This is a genomic window from Chitinispirillales bacterium ANBcel5, from assembly GCA_029688955.1.
In the GTDB taxonomy this organism is placed as follows: Bacteria; Fibrobacterota; Chitinivibrionia; order Chitinivibrionales; family Chitinispirillaceae; genus Cellulosispirillum; species Cellulosispirillum alkaliphilum.
Window position 1 is genome coordinate 190,489 of sequence record JARUKZ010000003.1, and the last position, 20,040, is coordinate 210,528.

Consider the following 20,040-nt stretch of genomic DNA (forward strand, 5'->3'; position numbering starts at 1 on the left):
TCTTTTCCGCCTTCAAAGATAAAAGACGCTCTGGACTTTATTGAAGTATCGCAGGGTGAAAATATGGTGCACGGGTTCTGGTTCTTGTAACTGAAGGCGACTATTTTGAATTTTACGATCCTTCTTTCAATCTATATTGAGAAGGATTCCAAGCGTCTTAAGGGTCTCCTCACAGAGAGCACAATCGACTTTAAAACCGATAACGGCAAATTTGAAAGACTCGACACAGAGATGGCGATGCGCCCACCGGCTTCACTCCACCGTCGTCATTATCGTTTTTGTCTTCGTACTCATTGGAATCTTCATCCCTCCAGTCCCTTCCATTCCGGGAATGACCATCTCTGCATCACCAGCCAAATCCTGTTCCAATGTAGTTTTTACAGGCCAAAAGGTGACAGGGTCCAGTACCATCTTACCATTCTGTTCCCCCTCCATGGAGAGCTTCATCTCTGCAGGTCCCAGGTTGATAGTCGGTATATCGTCGGACTTAGATACCCTGCTTTTAAAATCTAAAACAATTCTTTCCGCACTAATCTCCTCGAGCGAATAGTGCGTAACTACATCCATAGCTGCCATACCAAGGTTCAGAGATACGCTCTGGTCCCATTTCGAGCCAACAGCTACCGGTTCATCGGGAAATGCTCCCGAAACATGTTGAAACATTTCAACCAGTGCTTCTTCTGAAACGATCTGAGAGAGAAACTCCTCTATAACAGGGTACAATTCCAAAGCTTGATCCTTATACTCCTCCTGATCTAAAACCGCACCAATTACACCTTGCATAATTTCATCAACACCACTAATATCTACAATTTTCCACTTGGGAGTGAGGCGAAAGTAGAATTTTTTTCCTACTAATACCTCATTTATCATTTCTGAGGCTGCATCCTCTCCAAATTCGTTAAGGTAAGGCATACTAGTGGATTTGGTTTCTTCATGCAAAGAATCGTATTTCATTGAAATTAGATAGGTACCGTCATCAAATACAGAATCTACAGTCTGAGTCGCGATGGTAACCATTTCACTTTCTACGTCAAATGTTTGCCCCTCAATACTTTGTTCGATATTTGATGTGGACACAACTTTTACCTTATATGAGTCCCCTTTATTAAGGCGCAGAGAAATATCTATCTGATCAGCATTGGTTCTAAAAACAAGCAGTACTAACAGAGGAAGTGCAAAAACAGCCTTTTTCATATGATTTCCTTCTGATTTAAGAACAATTTTTCTAATTAATTCCATCTAATATAGATTGTCGTAAAGGAAAAAACAATCAAAGAACTCCCAAACTCTCATCTATTGAGCCAAAAGGGAATCGTTTGAAAAATCAGCATTTCACAACACAAATACATGATCCCGTGTAGGATTAATAAGGCAGGTCTAAAGGTCAGGCACTGGAATAGTAGCTATCTGTTTAGAAATCAAAGACATAGAAAAGCGAAGACAGAGAACGGTTCTATTCTCCATCTTCTGTATGGATAAGATTACAACCCTTTAGGCCAAATAAAACCAACTCTTCCACCGTCTTTTCGATATCACCGATCTGTTGAGTGCGTCTCCATTCTCGGAAGATACTAAAAATGAGCCCCTCGATGCATGAGGCGATTCGGTCTGTGGATAGGGGGGTATCAATTACCTTTGCTTTTCTCGCCCACTCTACTGAATCGGTTATGTATTTACGGATTTTTTTTCTTTCGTTAAAGAGTTCACATTTGATTGAATCAAGTTTTGAGCCAGGTTCCTGAACATTAAAAACAGAGGAAAACTGTAATTCATCAAGAGTAACTAAAAAACTGAAATTGGAATGAAACGTATCCAGAATCGTTTCGATATAGTGTTTTAGATTAGTGCTGAAACTGTTTTCATTTGAGATGGAACTTGATGGATCACTTACGAATCGTTCACGAACCTTTACATGCTCACGCAACGCCAGAGCGAAAAAGATATTTTCTTTATCACTGTAATAGTTATATAGTGCAGCTTTGGAGAAACCAGCTTCTTTGGCAATATCTTCAAGGCGGGTGGGATGAAAGCCCTTATCGGAGAAAACCGTCAGCGCTGCATCAAGTATAAGATTGTGTTTTATATCCCGAAGCATGGAAATGCGTTTCTTTCTGCGTTCCATACAGTACTTCCTTACTTTTCTATAGTTTAAACTGATCAGATGCTCTTAATTGTACCTATTATAATAAATATTCAGAGTTAGTGCAATGATGTGCTTAGCCAGTGACCTAATCATGCTTTGACAAAGAGAGTAAATGAAGAGTGTATCAGATACACTCTTCAATAATTTACGCTTCCTGTAACTTATCTTTCTTAGGGCTTGTCCAAACATAAAAAATGGGGATAAGAAAAAAGGTTAGAATTGTTGAGACAAAGATACCTCCAATTGCAGTGATTGCAAAAGGTGCCCTGAAACTACCGCCAGAGCCAATACCCAAAGCTATTGGAATCATAGAAACTATAATAGCAAGATTTGCCATAAGAATAGCTTTCATTTTCACCTTTGCGGCTGTGACAATTGCGTTTTGCGGAGTCGCAGAGCTTTTCTTATTCTCTGACTGAGCATAGTCTATAAGAATAATAGCATTATTTACCACGATTCCAATTAACATAATTACCGATATACTTGAAATTATTGACAGGGTATTGCCTGTTATAAACAGAAACCAAATGACCCCGATTAATCCCAGAGGAATAGTAAGAAAGATTACGATTCCCCGAAGCACCGATTCAAGTATAGCAATCAAGAGCATAAGCGTTAAGGCAACAGCAAGTACTGCCGCGAATGAAAGCTGCTCATTGGTTTCTTCTCTGAGATCTTCGTTTCCACCAAAATGATAGTAAGCACCAGCCGGAATATAAGCCCCACTTAAAAGCTCGTCAATCTCATTGATCTTGTGGCCCGGTGTTCCATCGGTGACATTGCAGGTAATGTCAATCATAAGCGATCGGTTTTTCCTGGTAAGAGCGGATATGGATCGCACCTCCTCCACCTTTGCCAACTCATTCAATTGAACCATACCTCTTGGTGTAGGCACCAGAAGCGAGGCTATATCCTCAGGCTTTTTTCTGTGCCGTTCATCTAACCGCACCCTGATAGGAAACTCTTCACCGTTCTCCCGGTAGATAGCTTCATCATTTCCGGTAATACTAAAACGTAACATACCCCCAATCATCTGAATCGTTGCCGATTGTGCAATGTTTGGAGACAATCCAAAGTGTTCCATTTTTTCCCTGTCGGGAGTAATCAGTATTTCCGGCTTTAGCCCTCTCCAGGAAGTATTAAAGTCGGTTAGCCCATCAATTTCATCGAGAAGTTTGAGTGTGTTTTCCTTAAAAGCAATAAGGGTGTCCAGATTAGTCGCGCTCAACTCTATAGTTATATCACCCGCGCTAATTCGCTCAGTACGACCCTCAAGTAAAATATGAGCATCAGGAATATGAGCAAAACGTGGACGCATCTGTGAAACGATATCGATGACAGAAACAGTACGCTGGTTTTCCGGAATTACCTCAACCTGAACAGTCGCGTACTGAACTCCCGATTGAGTAGCACTTCCCCCAATAACCGACGAAACCGCGATCAGATGGGGTGTTTCCTGAAGAATTTCTTCAACCTCCTCTACGACCTGTTCAGTTACATTCAAAGGGGTTCCCGGTGGCATTTCAATGTTTACCTGGAAAAATCCGTTGTCCATCGCGGGCATAAACTCTCTTCCAAGCCGTGGGCCAATTACAAAAACAGAAAAAAGAAGCAGGCCTACGGTTGCGCTTACCACCATTAATTTTCCACCACGTAGGTTAAACACCAGGGTAATGGCCTTTTCATACTGGTGCTCTAACCAATGCATAATTTTATCGAACAATCGGGTATTTGCATGCGTGCTCGAATTTTTGCTGTTTTGCTTAAGCAGGCGTGAAGCCATCAAAGGAACAAGAGTAAAGGATAGCAGTAGCGACGCGACTGAAGCAAAAACGATGGTCATCCCCAGGGTCTTGAACACACTTTCGGTGATACCCGTTGTTGATGCTATAGGGATAAAAACCGCCAGGTTGGTTAGTGTTGAGGCTAAAACCGCGGTCGCAATTTCATTGGTTCCAATCTCTGCGGCTTTTTTAATGGGCTCACCTGAGTCGCGATGGCGAACGATATTTTCTATAACTATTATCGCATTTGTTACAAGTATTCCTATCGATGCGGTAAGTGACATCATAGTAACTATATTAAGTGATATACCAAGTATATCAAGGCCGATCATCGAAACGATCAGCGAAAGGGGAATGGTTAATGCTGCGATAAAAGTCAGACGCAGATCTCCCAGAAAAAGCAGAAGAATAAGAGCGGTAAGAATAATTCCCAGCACAATATTGGCATAGGTATCCTGAATGGTATTTTCGATAAATGTTGACCGACTCTGAACCACATCCAAATAGATTCCCTGAGGTACCGTTTTTTCCAGGCGTGCGACGTTTTTACGTATCTCATCCACAGTTTGCACAATATTGGCATCACTGCTCTTATTGATAAGAATTTGCACACACTCCTGCCCATTAAAGCGGGCTTTATTGCGCACATCTTTATAACTATCCGTTACCTGCGCCAACTCTTCACCAAGGACAACATTATAGCTTGCCTGAGCAGAACCGAACTGTTTGTGTACAGGTATCTTCAGATTTCTGATTTGCTCCAGTGAAGTAAACTCCCCATCCATCTTCACCGAAAATTCCCGGGCATCACCGGTTACAAAACCACCCGGAATTGTTACATTCTGGCTCGAAAGAAAAGGAACAATCTGAAATACCGAAAGCCCATGAGCGGCTAATGCTTCCTCGTTTAAGTTTACATGAATCTCACGTTCCCTTCCCCCAATCACATCGACATTAGCGACACCCGGTACACGACTAAACTCCTCCACCAGTGTGTTATCAACATAGTGCCGAAGCTCAGCAGGGTCCATTTCTCCACGTACTGCCAGGGTAAAAACCGGTCTGTCATTAGGGTCATATTTTGCAATAATCGGATTATTAAGATCAGCCGGCAGGTCTCCAATTATCTGATCGATCCTGTCCTTTACTTCTATAGAAGCGATATCGGGATCGATATGATCTAAAAACTCCAGCAACATAAACCCACCGTTTTCCATACAATAGGCTGTGATATTATTTATCCCGGCTATTACACTGACCTGATCTTCTATGGGCCTTATAACGGAAGCTTCAACCTCTTCGGGACCTGCGCCCGGGTAGATGAGCTGTACAGTTATAAATGGAAGGTCCATATCAGGAAGACTGTCTAATGGCAGTTTATTCCACGAAACAACCCCAAACATAGTGAAGGCGAGTATCACCATTATCACTGCAAGAGGTCTTCGGATACTTATTCCCGGTAAGTTCATCTCTCCTCCATCAGGTATTTATAATATTTACTTTTTGATTATGGTTAATTTTTGATGTACCACGTACTACCACAGCCTCATCTTCAGAAAGTCCCGAAACGATTTCTATCATACCACCGGATGAGATACCCGGAACAACCGCTCGTTTCTCTGTGATTCCGTTTGTGACCGTATACACATACCACTCATCCCCATCTCTTCTAAGCGATTCCACTGGTATGCTAAGCACTTCGCTTCGCTCTTCGGTAACAGTGAAAACCTGTCTGTACATGCCCGGGCGAAGAATCCGCTTATCATTTGGAAAACGTACTGTAACCTTAAAACCATGAGTCAATGGATGAGCGCTCAAGGATGTACGCTCCACTGTACCCCACAATGTATCTGCTTCTGTGACAATATATGCCCGCTGTCCTTTTTGGTATCGATGGATAGCCCTGTCATGTACCCGCAAATCGATCAACACCTCAGAAAGGTCCGCAAGAAGAACAACCGGTGTCTTTACATCTGCTTTTGTTCCCTGGGATTCCAGGATCTCTACTACCGTTCCCGCAAAAGGGGCTCTTATGAATTGAGCAACGGTCGCCTGGCCCTTTCTATGACGTGCCTGCTCATATTGTGCCCGCACCTTCTCAACTTCGCCCTGAGAAACAGCCCCTTCTTCAAAAAGCTCCTCAATACGATTTAAGCTTTCGGATGCGTAAACGTATGCACTTTGTGCTACCGTAAGCGGTGCTCCTTCGTCAAATTCCATTGTTGCTACCAAACCTCCACGGGGCACCTGGCTTCCCACCGAAACAGGTATTCTATTTATCGTTCCCGGTGCGGCGGTCGATAAGTAAGTCTGACGAATCCCCTCTACTGTCCCACCTGCTTTTTCCACAGAAAAGAGATTTTTAACTTCCGGTGTACTAACCTTTACGGGAATCCCCTGTTTGGCCTGAATCTCTTCTATGGTAAGTGCTGCCTGCTCATGTTCCCTGGTGCATCCTACAAAGAGAGACGCAAAACAGACCGAAAAGATAGCTGCTTTTTTCACATTTAACTCCTTACTGGTTTAAAATCAATTGAGGGTTACCGATGAGCTTTTGTATGGTAGTATATGCGCTGGTTAACTGGTGGAGTGCATCGGTGTAGGCAAGTCGGCTCATATTATAGTTTTGCTGATTTTGATTTAATTCAAGCTGTGTTGTTTGACCAACAGTAAAAGCTCTTTCTGCTACCGAAAGACCGCGCCGCGCAAGTGTAAGCAGTTCATTGGTCGCTGCCAGATTCTCAAGCGCAAGCTGATACTCTTCAAATGCCGCCGATAGTTTCAGGGTTAAAAGATCTTCTGCTTCCTTAATCTGACTGGCAACCTGTAACTCCTCTTTAACAGCCTGGGTCATACGGTGTCTGCGTTGCCCGCCGTTCCATATTGGAACATTGATTCCGGTGAAAAATTTAACATCCCAGGAGTCACGTGAAAGATCCATGTCCCTGATCTCATCATGCTGACTGGTCTGTCCCAAAGACATTCCGGCGTAAACTGTCGGAAAGTAATCGGTTCGCGTGAGCGCTGTTTGTTTTTCCTGGATCTGTTTACCCTTTCTTAGCGTCTTTAGAATACTGTTGTTTTGAAGCATCTGCTCACGAGCCTGAGCAAACGTCATCGAAAGCGGGGGCCGTGAAAGTGTGTCCGAAAGAACAAGTGAATCGGGGTCCATTTCAAGGGATATGGTTGTAAGGAGTTTGTGGTTTGCAAGACGGCGGTTTTTTCTGGCTTCCTGAAGCTGATAGATCTCCTGTTGAAGCGTATATCTGCTGTTTAGGGTATCCAGTTGGTTGCCCTGTCCCACATCAAACCTACGAACAGCTATAGCGTGAGCCTCTTCTGCAAGTTCTAACGCTCCCTCTCTGATACGAACATTTTCTTCGGCTACAAGGGCCAAAAAGTAGGTATGACTAACCTGCTCGGCAAGGTCAAACTGGACCTGCTCACGTTGGTGTGAAATGAGTTGTCCGTACAGTCCCGCCAACTGTACCCCGGTGAAAATCTTTCCCTGAGCGAAGATGGGCTGAACCGCATTAACTTCCCATTTGAATGCCTGTTTGCGGGGACTAAGGTCAAGAGATGAAAAGAGCTGATCCATTGTACCGGCCAGGCGGGCAGAATTACCAAAGCCAGGCTCGGTGGGATCCATCATCTCAGAAACCGAGGGAAAAGGTCCAAAATCAAATGGACTGTAGGCACGGGGCTGGTAAAGATAGTTAAGATCGGCATTAATCTCCGGAAACCCTTTTGCCGTGTACTCTTTACGTAAGCTCTCCACTTTTAAACGCTCAAGCTCAACCTGCTCCAGCTTCTCCGAGTGCCTGAACGCATGCTCCATCATCTCCTCACGACTCATGGCAGCCACATTCAGCACACCCGTGAGAATCAGAATAATACTGAAACCACTCCTTTTTCTGGTCATTGTACCCCCTTTTGGACTAATCAGGTATTCTGTTTAGCTACCAATACGACTACAAAGCTTTTTTATTGACTCTGAAGTCACTTATGTGACCAAAATTCTATGGGGCGTTCGTGCGGTGCGTAGTTAATAGGAAAAAAAGTGGTGAGCACTGATCGATGGTACGTTGCTACGCAAGTCGATTGGTTGTTACTACAAGGGCGTAGCTATCTCAATTCCCTCCACCTCTTTTTGCGGCGGGTATCAATACATGGGGTTGCGGTTTTCGTGATCTTTTCGTGCCCTATTCTCCCCAATATCCAACAGGACATAATTCATGATCTCCTATTTTTTTCGTGTCCTCGTGGCCAACTCTCTCCAATAACCAACGGGACAAAATTCCTAACTCCTTCTTTTTCCTGCCCTTTCGTGTTTTTTCTGTTTTTTTTCGTGGCCTCTTCTCCCCTCTCCCTTTTTCCTACCCTTTCGTCCTTTTCGTGGCCAAATCTCTAAAAAAAACTCACACGCTTTAACCATAAAAAAAGAGCCCTGCCGAAGCAAAGCTCTTTTTCCACAAAAAATATCCTAAACCAACTATTCGTTTTAGTAAGAGATCACTCTATTGATCAGTCTCTTGTTTCCCTGATTAATCTCAACGATCAGCATCCCACTATAGTTTGCCGGAATAGTTAGGGTATTCGTTCCAGCTGTGGCGTCAAAGGAGCGAGAAAAGATGGTTCTACCCTGCAGGTTTTTCAGCGATACCTGTGCGGGCCCCGAACTCTGAGCAACCCAATTGGCACGTACAAACCCGTTGGACATTGCCGTGCGGAGAGTGCCCGGGCGAACCTGAGGACTACGGGTCTGAGCAGAAGTGGGTTCATAAATTGTTGTGGTGGCAGTTTTCCACTCATCATCATTTTCTACTTCGTCTGTTGGTATGGTGGTTACTGCTTCCACGTTACCACCGCCTCCTCCGGGAACGAGCATCTCAAAGTTATAAACGGTATCGGCGGTTCCATCCTTTCCATTAAACACAATCCAGTCCACATAGATCGTTCCGCGATACCCTTCGGAGTATGTCTGCAAAGCAAAAGAAGTTACATTATCAGCAACAGCCGGAACCAAAGCACCCTCCTCCTCTTCATCATCTGAGATAGGAACAGTGTAGTTCTCCCATTCATTAAAAGTTAAATCACCAAGAGATGCTTCTCTCCAGATCCACTCGTCATCTACTGGTGACATAGTAACCAGGTTCAGGGATAACCAGCCATAATTTGTGGTGCCTTCGGATACATAGTCTGTTTCACCATTTACATAAGCACGAACGGTGATTGATTCATAGGAGGTCATATCCTGCCTCAACACATCCAGTTCAACCTGCCCCCAGGTGAAGTCTTTTTCGGATACGAGGATCTTTAGTGCCTGTGACTCATCTGGTGGCTGGACCAGAGATGTATCACCTTCAAGCTTTTCCATTCCCCATCCTGAGCGGATCGCATTGAGCAAACCCAGGTCAAAAATCTCCCCGGTATGACGATCAAAAATTGTGAAGGTATTGTTTCCCTGGTACCCGGTGTCCCATGGAAATGGAATGATACCTCTTTGTTTTGCAGCAGCTACTACGTATTCATAATAGGTGCGTCTGGATTGAATATGTCTGCTCAGTACATCTCCGGTAAGGTGCATTCGTTTCATTGCGCCAAATTCACCCAGAATCACGGGGATATCGTTGTCCACAAACCGACTTTTCATAAGGTCAAATACAGAATCCACAAACGCCTCTTCTCCCCACGTAGAATTCCGCTCTGTATCGGTGGTGGAGTGGTTATCCTGGCCCCAGTAATAGAACACATTTCCCCAGTCCTGGTCCTCTGTCATGAGAGTGAACTGGTAGGGATAGAAATGAATTTCTGCCATGAGCCGATCTTCTATGTGATCGGTGGGCATGGTAGTCATTACCTCATAGGTTAGCTCGATATCGGTTCTTGGTCCCTGCACAATGAGCGTCCGCGAAGCGTTATTGCCGCCTGTGGAACGAACCGTATCAATGAAAGTCTGGTGATAGGAGTTAAGAACGTCCATGCGCTCCTGACCGAAGTACGTACCATATTGATCATTGATTGCGGGTTCATTGGTACTGGCAAAGAGCAGGCGTTCATCGTAGTCGCGAAAGACTGTGGCGATCTGTCCCCAGTAGTCGGCCTGTTTGCGGTTTACCTCATCCTGGTATTGCGGCCAGACGTTATGCTCCAGCCATCCCCCGTCCCAGTGAATATTGAGTACAACATACAGATCTATATCGATACAGTAATCCACCACCTCTTTAACGTGGGCCATCCAGTCGGGGTCGATCTCGAGGGTGTTTTGGTCCGCATAGATATCCCACGCTGCAGGGATACGAACCGTTCCGAACCCTGCGGCTTTCACCGAATCCATAAGCTGTTGTGTTGGCAGAGGATTTCCCCAATTTGTTGGTCCTCCAATGGCTTCCATGGTGTTTCCAAGGTTCCACCCCAGGCCCATTTCATCGGCGATTTCGTTGGCTGTGGGAAGAGACTGGGAATTGGCGATGTTCACGGTGAGAGCTACCAAAATTATCAGATAAATGGCTCTTAACCCCTTAAATGATCTCATGAAAAACTCCTTTAGATAGTTATAGTTTAGCATCGTATTAGCAGTGTTCATTTATACAGAGCTTTGAATAGTATTAAACGTCCTGTTAACTCAATATAAGGCAAAATGGTGGTAATGAGTGCTTTGGGGGAGGTTTTTGTTCCTATAACTATTGTCTTTTGTGGTCATGGATGTCTAAGGTATTTGTATTTTTGGGGTGGGTGTCCCGGCACTGACCAAAGGCCAAACAATTCTTTTTGCCTACCAATCATTGAATTTGAGATTTGGTTTAAAGGCGATATCACCATTATTAATGAGAATGAAAAAAAAGAGATTTTTATGGGGCTAAAGGCGATAGACTGGGTCACCCCCGGGCGTCAATGGTGAAAGCGTGAGGGGATCCCTTTGGGGGGACCCTTGGGCTATGATCGCGGGAAGAAGGGAGAACGGATTTTGGTTTTGATCTTTTTCATATATGCGCTGAAAGTGCGGGATATTCGTTGATTTCATTCGAGAAAGTAGAAGATGATAAATGTTAAATGCCCAATTTAAAGAGTATCACCCTTTCCGCTTTGCTTATCATCTGTCGTAATAATCTCGCTTATTAGTTGCTCTGAACTTAGATCGTTAATCCGGATGCTTACCTTACCAGCTCTTCTCATTAAAATTTTCGTGCCAGTTTGAACATAAATGTTTGGAAAAACCCAGGATGCTATCTCACGATTGAGCAGTCCTTTCAGTTGTTCGTTGTAGTCTTCATGTTCACTTTTGATGCGAAACATGGTTACCCGGCCATTTATATCGAGAATCATATCGATAGTAATATCCATTGTAGAATTGCGTATATGTTCCTTTACAATGTTATCTATATTTTCTACATAGATACTGTCTAATTGTCTCAGTAATTCATCTTTTACTATTTGAGGATGCTCATGGAAATTTTCCCACAGTGACTGATTCCATACAGTATCATGAAACGATACGGTGAAGGGCTCTGCAGGATTTTTATCCAAGTAGTAATCATGCGGTTCTGCAATAATTTCAAACATATGGAACTCTTTTATCGCATTTCTGGGATATTGCAGAGTAATCATTTTTAAGTTAACCGAGCACTTACCAAATCTATCAACATTAGAAAAGTGCCATTTTGACACAAGTTCTCCAAGTTCTGCCGCAAATAGTGAGTCTGCTTCATCTTCCAAAGCTATGCGATACGATATCACTGTGCCCGCGGTATCAAGCAACACATCCAGATGCACTTCCTTGTCGATGAATTCATGTTCTTTCAGTAAAGAGTAGAGGTCCTGTCTGTATATCGAAAGTATTCGGGACCTGACTCTGTCAGCCTGAAATTGCTGAACCGGAGATGTGGTATCCCAGTCAAAATGGGGATCATCAAGCGGATTGGCAATCATTTCATTTGTATGCCAGTCTTTATCAACCGGATTATTACAATTTATGGTTGTAACCAGCAATAGTGCTGCAGCGGCAGCCTTCGCCGCTTTCCCGGCAGCAGAGATACGCTTTTGCTGCTGAGTATTTGATGCAGCCGATTTAATCTCATCAATGAGATTTCTAAATTTGTCTTTTGCATCCTGATCATACTTTTCACGCCAAAGAAGCAAATCGTCGCCTAATTGCTTAACCTTGACACTGTTTGCATTGGGATTTTCGGTAACAAAATTGAGAATGGAACCAAGTAGCTTTGCGCTATTATGGTTTAGATCGCTTATAAGTGATCGGCTTGCAGTCTTAATACCAGGGGTAACCTTTTGTGGGTAAAAGTGTTTTAAAAGGTGGTAGTAGTAATCAAGTTGCATGCAAAGAAAGTTCAATCCATTCACATCAAAATTTCTTCCGGTAAAAACTTTACGAAAGATTTCGTACGCTCGCTGCATTCTTTCATCACTAATAGAATAGTTATACCCGAAGTAATCACCAAGTAACCTATTTTGTGCACGTAATTGTTTCTCCAGAGGGGTTCCACTATATACCTCAACTCTTCCAAAATTAACCGGATAGTGGGGATGAGTATTGAACAGAGAGATATTTTCGGCAAGATCGCCGGGAGTCATTTCAGGTTCAAAAATCAATAGGTTAAATGTCGTGTGAATATCATTATTCTCGAGTATTTCAAGAGCACGGTAGTTTCGTTCAAGAGTACAGTTCCTTCCAAGTGCTTTGAGTCCACCTACAGCATTGTTTTCGATTCCAAGAAAAACTCTGAAAAGCCCTAGTTTTTTAAGTGCTGTAACTACTGGTCTGCTGATGCTATCGGGTCGGGCTTTAACCTGTATGGCAATCTTGCCCATATTGTAACTATCTAAATACTTTCTCAGCGTACTGAACCGTTCTAAGTTGTCTTTTTCTGAGGGGAGAAAAAAGTTATCATCATGAAAATTAAATATTCTCACCCCGTGGTCATGATACAGAGATGCCATCTCTTCCCCAACAGCCCGGGCAGATCTTGCCCTGAACCGTTCTCCGCCATTCTCTTTATGCCATGCCGAGATTGAACAAAAATTACAGTGTGCATAGCACCCTCTGCTGCCAAGTATATTTGCAATTGGCAAGGTCAGGTAGGTTTGGAAAGGAGGTGTTCGGGTTGGTGGTTCAAGAGAATCCAGATCCGTAATGTTTGGGCAACCACTGGTACGACAGACAGAGCCCTCCTTGTTCCGATAACTGACATTTGAAACCTTTGAAACGTTTTCTAAATTAGATGCAAGCTCAAGAATAGGTATTTCTCCCTCGCCGTGTATGATTGTATCCAATGATATAAATGAATTTAACAGCTGTTGAGCGTGAAATGAGGCGAAATGCCCACCCGCGGTGATATGTCCATTGTAGCCGCAAAGACGTAATTTATTGCAAAGCTCCATATACTCCCGCGCTCTTGCAGTAAACACCATCGAAAGACCCACAAGCTCAGGCCAGAATAAAAGCACTTTATCTATAATACTACCGGTCTGATCAGCTGAATGAAAGTCAAATATGCGGCAGTGGTGATTTGCTTTGCTCAATGATGAGTGAATATATCTGAGAGCAAGATTTTCTTCCAGCTCAGGTCCAATAAGAGCTACTTTCATTCTTCCCTCTTTTCTGTATAATTTGAGATTCAGATACCAGCATGTATACTTACTATAATTACATTTTTGATAATTGCAATTGTAACTAAATTATTATTGAAATGATCGTATTCTGTTGTTCTCTCTGCTTACATAAGAACATGGTTCTGGTGTGGAAACCAGGTGTTTTGATGATTGGGTAAGAAGGTTAAAGATTTTTCTCTCGTCCCTGTAAGGGCTACCTCTATGAAAAGTTGGTGGATGTGGAATTCGGGAATCAGGATTTTTTGAGCTCCATCACACCGTCTTGCTGTTATCTCTTAAGACCTCATCCGTGCCGTTGGCCACCCTTCTGCCACAGGGAGAACGACACGCACTAACATAGTTTTTTTAACATATGTGTTACATTACCTATATAGGAAATAGATAACTGTTATATTTTTGGTGTTTGTGTAGACCAATAGAGATTGCGTATTTCACTTGTTTCAAGATTCGAAACGAGCTCCTAAGTATGTCGACCCTAACTGGTGCGAGCGTTTACTTGGCCCTAAAGACAACTTCACCCCGGCTGCATTTTTCCGCACATCTAAGACAAAGATAACATTCTCCACAACGATCAGCTGCAATAATGGCTGTTTCTGTTGGACACTGTTTTTCGCAAATTTTACACTTTGAACATCCTGAGCCGGTGCTGATTCTAAAAAAGCTATATCGTGACACACAAGATTTCATTAGCCCCAGGGGGCAAATCATCCTGCAAAAAGGACGGTAGAAAAAGATTGAAATTAAAACAACCACAGCGAACACATAGAAAAAAGGTTCTACAATCTGAAGTTGAAAAAATGGGGTTATGCCAAACCATTGAAGCAAAGCTATTCCCAATACTATGGCAGTGATTAAAAAAGCAGTAAACGCAAAGATTCCAATGACCACTAAAACTTTTTTTCGTATTGTAACCTTTTTTACAGGTGTCATGTATACCAGTTCCTGCACTGCTCCTATGGGACAGAGATAGCCGCAGAATATTCTGCCTACAACCAAAGATGATAATACAAGGAGCAGAAGAACAAAAGCCACAGCTATAGGAGGCATTCCCTCTGGAGTACTTCGAAGCAGAAGTTGTTGAAACTGAACTGGAAACATGGGGGTAAAAGCAACAAATCCCAAAACCGCCGAAAAAATCAGTACAGAAATGCGTGTTGTTTTATTCAGACGACCCTTTTTGAGTAATAGAAACAGACCTACAGTGCCAAAGAGCACATACAGTGGTCCGATCATCTTTGGAAAATGTTCGTGAAACAAAATGTTTTCTCCTTATCAAAGGATCAGTAACTGAATCGCGTTTTTATTATCGTTAGGGTTGAATTGTCCAAAGCGACGGTCCGCAAATCGCAGAAGCATCAGGCGACTGGGCTGCAGCCGGGACTACCCCGGCTGCACAAAGAAGTAGTATTATAAAAAGCACCAAATTTATTCTTCCCTCCCTTAATGATGGTTAAAGAAGTTTCGCTACGTTTTGGGGACGAGGCACTTTCACCACAAGCACCCTGAAATCACTGTCTGAGCGGTTATACCAGCAGTGCGGAATTTTCGCCGGACTATCGATAATGGTATCCCGTGTCACACTCTTTTCTTCATCACCAATTTCAACCAACCCTTCACCTTCAAGCACATAGAAGAACACATCCACTGGTGTGATATGCCGCTTTAACGATTCCCCGGGTTTTAGTGTGATATGCATTGTTTGCGCATGTTCTGTATCGTACAGTTTTCGTACGTCAACACCGTGAGGTGTGTCTACTCTTTTAGCATCTGCGACTCTTGTTGCTTTCATGATATTCTCCCTTCTTGGATTGTTTGACATTCATTCTTCGATGGAAATAACCTCAACCGGACAGCTCTGTACAGCACCCTGGCAATTTTCAAATGAATCTGCCCAATTTTTCCATAAGACCCCTCCAGGGTTTGTTATTACTAACTAACTTTGTTCCAAAAGAAAAACCGGTATCTTTCACCGGGTTATACTATTATTGCCCTTTATTCAAAAGTGTTTTCAGTGATTTTATAAACACTTTCCCCTCTTCGAGAAGATCAAAGGTATACCTGTGCAAATGCCACCGATTGACCATCAACCTGAGTGAGCCAAGTATAATAGTGACGAGGTGCTGTGGTTCAATATCATTGCGTATTTCAGAAGCCTTCTGACCTTCCCTTACGATGGTAGCAAGAGCATCCCCACTCTGTTGCATTATAGCAAGCACGGCAGAGGCAAGACGCCGGTCATTCTGAAAGATACCTTCACTGAACATCACGGCTGCAAGTGCGGGTTTGGCCGCAAAGGAGGTGAAATGGTACTTCATTATCAGTTCAATTTTCTCAATAGCCGAAATGTCACGTTTGAGCATCTGCTTCATAAAGATGCTTTTTTCACCGGCAAAGAGCCTTTGAAGTGCCTCAAGGATCTCCATTTTGCTTTTAAAGTGACGGTAAATTGCTGGCTCGCTGATCCCAATACGGTCAGCAAGGTGTTTCATAGTCAGCTCCTGAATACCACCTTCTGCTATCAGCTCAATTGCAGTATCGATAATCTGGAGTTGTCGGTTGGAATATTCAGCCATTATACAAATCCCCGGCAAGTTAGTTAATGTTCACTAACTAATATACCACTTTTTGCAGGTTATGTCAATAATGAACGTATAATTCTTAGGAAGGCTCCATCTTTGGCACCCATCTGAAAGTGCTTATCTCATTTCCGGGCTCACTTATTGAAAAGCCTGCTTCACTCTAAACAAAACCTTTAGCCGGCATGTAAGTTCAAAGGTGTTATTTTTTGCTCTCAAACCCTTCCAAATTACTTAACTTGGCAAACAGTGCATCCATTTCGAGACTATCTCTGTTTTCTTCCCACCAGCATTTGAATTCTTCTACTCTCTTTCTATTCTCTGTTTGATCGCTGGCTTCAAAGTCGTATTCAAATTCGGGATTTACCTTTTGAAGCCACTTAAGAGATTCTCCGCGGGCCCAGACATTGATAAATTCGTCCTGTAGCATTGATAACAACTTAAGAACAGATCTCTTTTTAAAGCTAATGATAAATTCACACGGAGGGGCTTCTATGGTGTCGTAAGCAAAAGAGACTTTGAAATTTCCAACTCGTAAAAAACTTCCCAGGTTTCTCTCATATAGAGACACACTTACTGTTCTGCTTTCCCCTTTCTTCAACTCAACAGATTCTGGCATCGGTCCAATGATTGCCCCACCGGGATCAGCAATCGATGGGGTAAGAAAAAATTCTGTTATGAATTTTCCATTAAGCCAGCACAATACAGTTACATTTTGTGAAACCAATGGATCTTCGATTGTAATAACTTCCTCTGAAGCATTTTTGAATTTACCGTTAATGTTAATGTCAAAACCCAATGGAATTACAGGGATATCTTCAGCATACCCTACAACAGAATTTTTTTCACCAAGAATAGTTGATATATTCAATTTATCTCCTCTCGTTTGTTCTGTTTCAGGTTTGGCAATAATACATCTAAAAAACAATAAGAAACAGAATAAGGACATTATACTTTGATTTTTTCTCATTATACTCATATCAATCCTCTAAGCTTTGAACAATCAATGGGGCTAAAGTAAGGGCTATCTCCCGTCGGTGTCATCAAACCTTCTGATGAGTGGTCACCTGTTCCGAACAAAGTTCTGGGAAATGCGCTCCTTGTGGCGTGTCCGATTTCATGACGACACACCGTTCTCAATCTTTTGGGAGTTCCATAATTCTTGAAGACAACAGTTGTTGACCCGAGGTTAAAACCCTGCCAGTTCTCCCATGTTGCCCGATTTGGGTCACCGTGGTTGGTCCGCCCCGAGCCGGGTGCAGCAAGATTAACATTTATTCCGGCAGGATAGAAACTGGTTTGACCATCGCTGCCCTGATTGGATAACTTAGGATGGTAGTATTGTACTGCCAGAAGAGAATTGCCCGTACCTACACCAGCAGAGGCAAACCACGCTTGAGCGCGAGTGATTGCATCGGTAGTGATCCTGTTAAACCACAACTGCGCTTTCGCGGTAATTGCATTTGTTGCAGCTTCCTTTTTTGCAATCAAAGCAGCATCTGTGCCGGTGTAGGCATAATCGTTGAGCTCTTCATCGGTGGGTTTCTGTTGATTCGGTGATGTTTCAAGCTTTTCGGGTGAGAAATCATCAGGCCACTTTGCCATTTTACTCGGACTCGAGGCATCGTAAAGCCCAATATATTTTACCGTTAATGAAGATTTGAGAACCTGAACAGCCCTCCGTTCATAAAGTACATAAGCGCCATCTGCACCTGTGATTTCAAACGCAGGTGCAATCTCGCTGTGCACCGTTGCTGAATCGATGTAAGTCTCCCCACTCATAGAATAAACATTATGAAATTCTATTTTCCTCCAGGTCTCGACCTCCAACCTCAAAGGGTAATGCTCCCCATCACTTCCCACCTCCACGGTAAAGCGATCTCCGCCTGCGACTCCGCACACAAGCACAATTGACGATTCCCGGTCAACAAACTTAGTGAAACATTTTACTTCACCTCCGTTAAATTCCCTCATTTCGGCATGCTTCCAGTAAGGCTTAATTCCGGTTATGGAATCTGTGCGGGCACTGTTATCTTTTTGGGTTTATCATCTTCCGTTTCTTCCGGTTGCACTCTGCCAGTTTCTCTATTCAGAGGTTTTGGCGCAACACTCCAGTCAAGATCTGAGTGGTTCATTATAGTAAGCTCCTTGATGTGTGTGTGATGGAATCGTCTGAACCTAATACAATATATAACAGTTGGTGTTGTGGGTCAATGGGAGGGGAGAGGTGATGATAATCTTTTCTATCCCGTAGAACACGATATACATTTGGTTGCGAGTTGAGTCAGTTCACGAGCGGTCTTCTCTGAACCTATTCCCTTATCCAGTCGGTAATACAAAAATCTGACGTATCATTCGCATTGTAACTCTCCTTTGTGACATCAACCTCTCTGAAAAGAATCGTAAATACAGGAAAATTGAAAGGTAAATTACGGAGAGAGAAAACCGGTCAAATAAGTTGAGATTGGGTGGTCAAATTGTGTGAGATCGGCCACCTCTCCTTTAAAGACGGAAAAGTTACTTTCACCTATACAGATTACAAGAACGACTGTAAGCGCAAGGTAATGACACTCTGTGCAGTGGAATTTATCAGACGGTTTCTGTAGCATATTTTACCCAGTGGCTTTATGCGGATAGGACATTTTGGTCTCTTTGCGAATCGTGATCGCACCGAGCATAAAAACCTATGCAAGAAACTACTAGGTGAGTATACGCTGGTTGCAAAAGAAACGCCCTCCTGCTGGTGGGAGCAGATACTGGAAAGAACGGGGAAACCTCCACTGATATGTTAAAAATGCAATGCCGGGATATTACAACTGGTCTTTATAATGCCTCCGGGCAGGAGGTCTGTAATGGTAACATAGGAGTGAAATGTGCGATAGTTAGTATGTAATGTTGTTGATATTGTTGTGCATCTATGAATGCCTGTAGGCTTGCTATACCAAAATTGAGTGTTTTATTGTTTTATAGGAGAGATGTGTTGATGGAAATCGGCGTATACAGTATCTTATTTAAGATAAAGTTGTTTGTCTCACGACTGAAACCCCCGGGATCTCAAAAGAAGGTCTGAATACTTTTTCCTATAAATAATATAACAGATAGTGCCTGGCCTGAGCTCTTCGTTCAACAGGTTTTTTCTGCATCTTGAATGCAGAAAAAACACTTGATGTTGTGCGCTGCCCGCAGCATTGGATCTCAATTCTTAGCATGCAAATTAGTGTATTAATATAGGTAAAGACCCTAAAATTGTAAATTTTTTGCTCAAAACTCTTGTAATTAACGATAAAGTAACTGTTTATGCCTCTTTTCGGTGACGAATTTTACCGTCCTAGAAATTAACCTCTTATTTCCCTTCCCCTTCCGTGTGTTCAGTGCCTTCCGTGGTTAAAAATCCTAAGAATATCAACTACGGAATACAAGGAAGGCACGAAAAAAGAAAAAACAAAATCAGTGGTCTGATGTCTGCAATGAGCCAACATCCGAATACTAGGATTATCCCGTTAGGAAATCTTTCAAGCACATTTTAATACCATGATTTTACACCGCTTATAGCTTACTCTGTTTATTGCAGACCGTACGATACGTTCTTGGGTGAAACTAATATACCCCGCCGAAAAGATCGAACGTTTGAGTCTTAATCTCACTCTTAAGCACTGCAATCACCCCATACGATAGCCCGGGGTACGCCAGTCTTCCGACGCAGCCCCGGAACAGAGGTCAAACAGTGTTAAACAGAGGTCAAACAGTGTTAAACAGAGGTCAAACAGTGTTAAACAGAGGTCAAACAGTGTTAAACAGAGGTCAAACAGTGTGGAACACAGGCCAAACAGTGTGGAACATGGGTTAAACAGTGTGGAACATGGGTTAAACAGTGAGGAACATGGGTTAAACAGTGAGGAACATGGGT

General features: G+C 43.0%; 13 protein-coding genes. All 13 read right to left on the reverse strand.

Annotated features, from left to right (window positions below; genetic code table 11):
* Positions 1 to 252: 252 nt before the first annotated feature.
* Positions 253 to 1,197, reverse strand: a complete 945-nt coding sequence (locus QA601_02960; GenBank protein MDG5814023.1) for a DUF6263 family protein — start codon at positions 1,195 to 1,197, stop codon at positions 253 to 255.
* Positions 1,198 to 1,456: 259 nt separating this feature from the next.
* A complete protein-coding gene (locus QA601_02965) occupies positions 1,457 to 2,125 on the reverse strand; it encodes a TetR/AcrR family transcriptional regulator (GenBank protein ID MDG5814024.1) in 669 nt (222 codons plus the stop codon).
* 166 nt (positions 2,126 to 2,291) lie between these two features.
* A complete protein-coding gene (locus tag QA601_02970) occupies positions 2,292 to 5,399 on the reverse strand; it encodes an efflux RND transporter permease subunit (GenBank protein ID MDG5814025.1) in 3,108 nt (1,035 codons plus the stop codon).
* A gap of 10 nt (positions 5,400 to 5,409) precedes the next feature.
* A complete protein-coding gene (locus QA601_02975; GenBank protein MDG5814026.1) occupies positions 5,410 to 6,435 on the reverse strand; it encodes an efflux RND transporter periplasmic adaptor subunit in 1,026 nt (341 codons plus the stop codon).
* Positions 6,436 to 6,445: 10 nt separating this feature from the next.
* Entirely contained in the window at positions 6,446 to 7,852 is a 1,407-nt protein-coding gene (locus QA601_02980; protein ID MDG5814027.1) for a TolC family protein, read from the reverse strand.
* A 579-nt stretch (positions 7,853 to 8,431) separates the two neighbouring features.
* On the reverse strand, positions 8,432 to 10,465 hold the full coding sequence (locus tag QA601_02985) for a cellulase family glycosylhydrolase (GenBank protein MDG5814028.1): 2,034 nt from the start codon (positions 10,463 to 10,465) through the stop codon (positions 8,432 to 8,434).
* Positions 10,466 to 10,992: 527 nt separating this feature from the next.
* Positions 10,993 to 13,533 carry a cobalamin-dependent protein gene (locus QA601_02990; GenBank protein MDG5814029.1) on the reverse strand — a complete coding sequence of 847 codons (2,541 nt, stop codon included), beginning with the start codon at positions 13,531 to 13,533 and terminating at the stop codon, positions 10,993 to 10,995.
* 516 nt (positions 13,534 to 14,049) lie between these two features.
* Positions 14,050 to 14,814 (reverse strand): 4Fe-4S binding protein, encoded by a 765-nt coding sequence (locus tag QA601_02995; protein MDG5814030.1) that lies wholly within the window; start codon positions 14,812 to 14,814, stop codon positions 14,050 to 14,052.
* 193 nt (positions 14,815 to 15,007) lie between these two features.
* Positions 15,008 to 15,346, reverse strand: coding sequence for a cupin domain-containing protein (locus QA601_03000; protein MDG5814031.1), 339 nt, complete (start codon positions 15,344 to 15,346; stop codon positions 15,008 to 15,010).
* A gap of 193 nt (positions 15,347 to 15,539) precedes the next feature.
* Positions 15,540 to 16,130, reverse strand: a complete 591-nt coding sequence (locus QA601_03005; protein MDG5814032.1) for a TetR/AcrR family transcriptional regulator — start codon at positions 16,128 to 16,130, stop codon at positions 15,540 to 15,542.
* 205 nt (positions 16,131 to 16,335) lie between these two features.
* Positions 16,336 to 17,004 (reverse strand): hypothetical protein, encoded by a 669-nt coding sequence (locus QA601_03010; GenBank protein ID MDG5814033.1) that lies wholly within the window; start codon positions 17,002 to 17,004, stop codon positions 16,336 to 16,338.
* A gap of 104 nt (positions 17,005 to 17,108) precedes the next feature.
* Positions 17,109 to 18,107, reverse strand: a complete 999-nt coding sequence (locus tag QA601_03015; protein ID MDG5814034.1) for a hypothetical protein — start codon at positions 18,105 to 18,107, stop codon at positions 17,109 to 17,111.
* A gap of 32 nt (positions 18,108 to 18,139) precedes the next feature.
* A complete protein-coding gene (locus QA601_03020; protein MDG5814035.1) occupies positions 18,140 to 18,268 on the reverse strand; it encodes a hypothetical protein in 129 nt (42 codons plus the stop codon).
* Positions 18,269 to 20,040 lie beyond the last annotated feature (1,772 nt).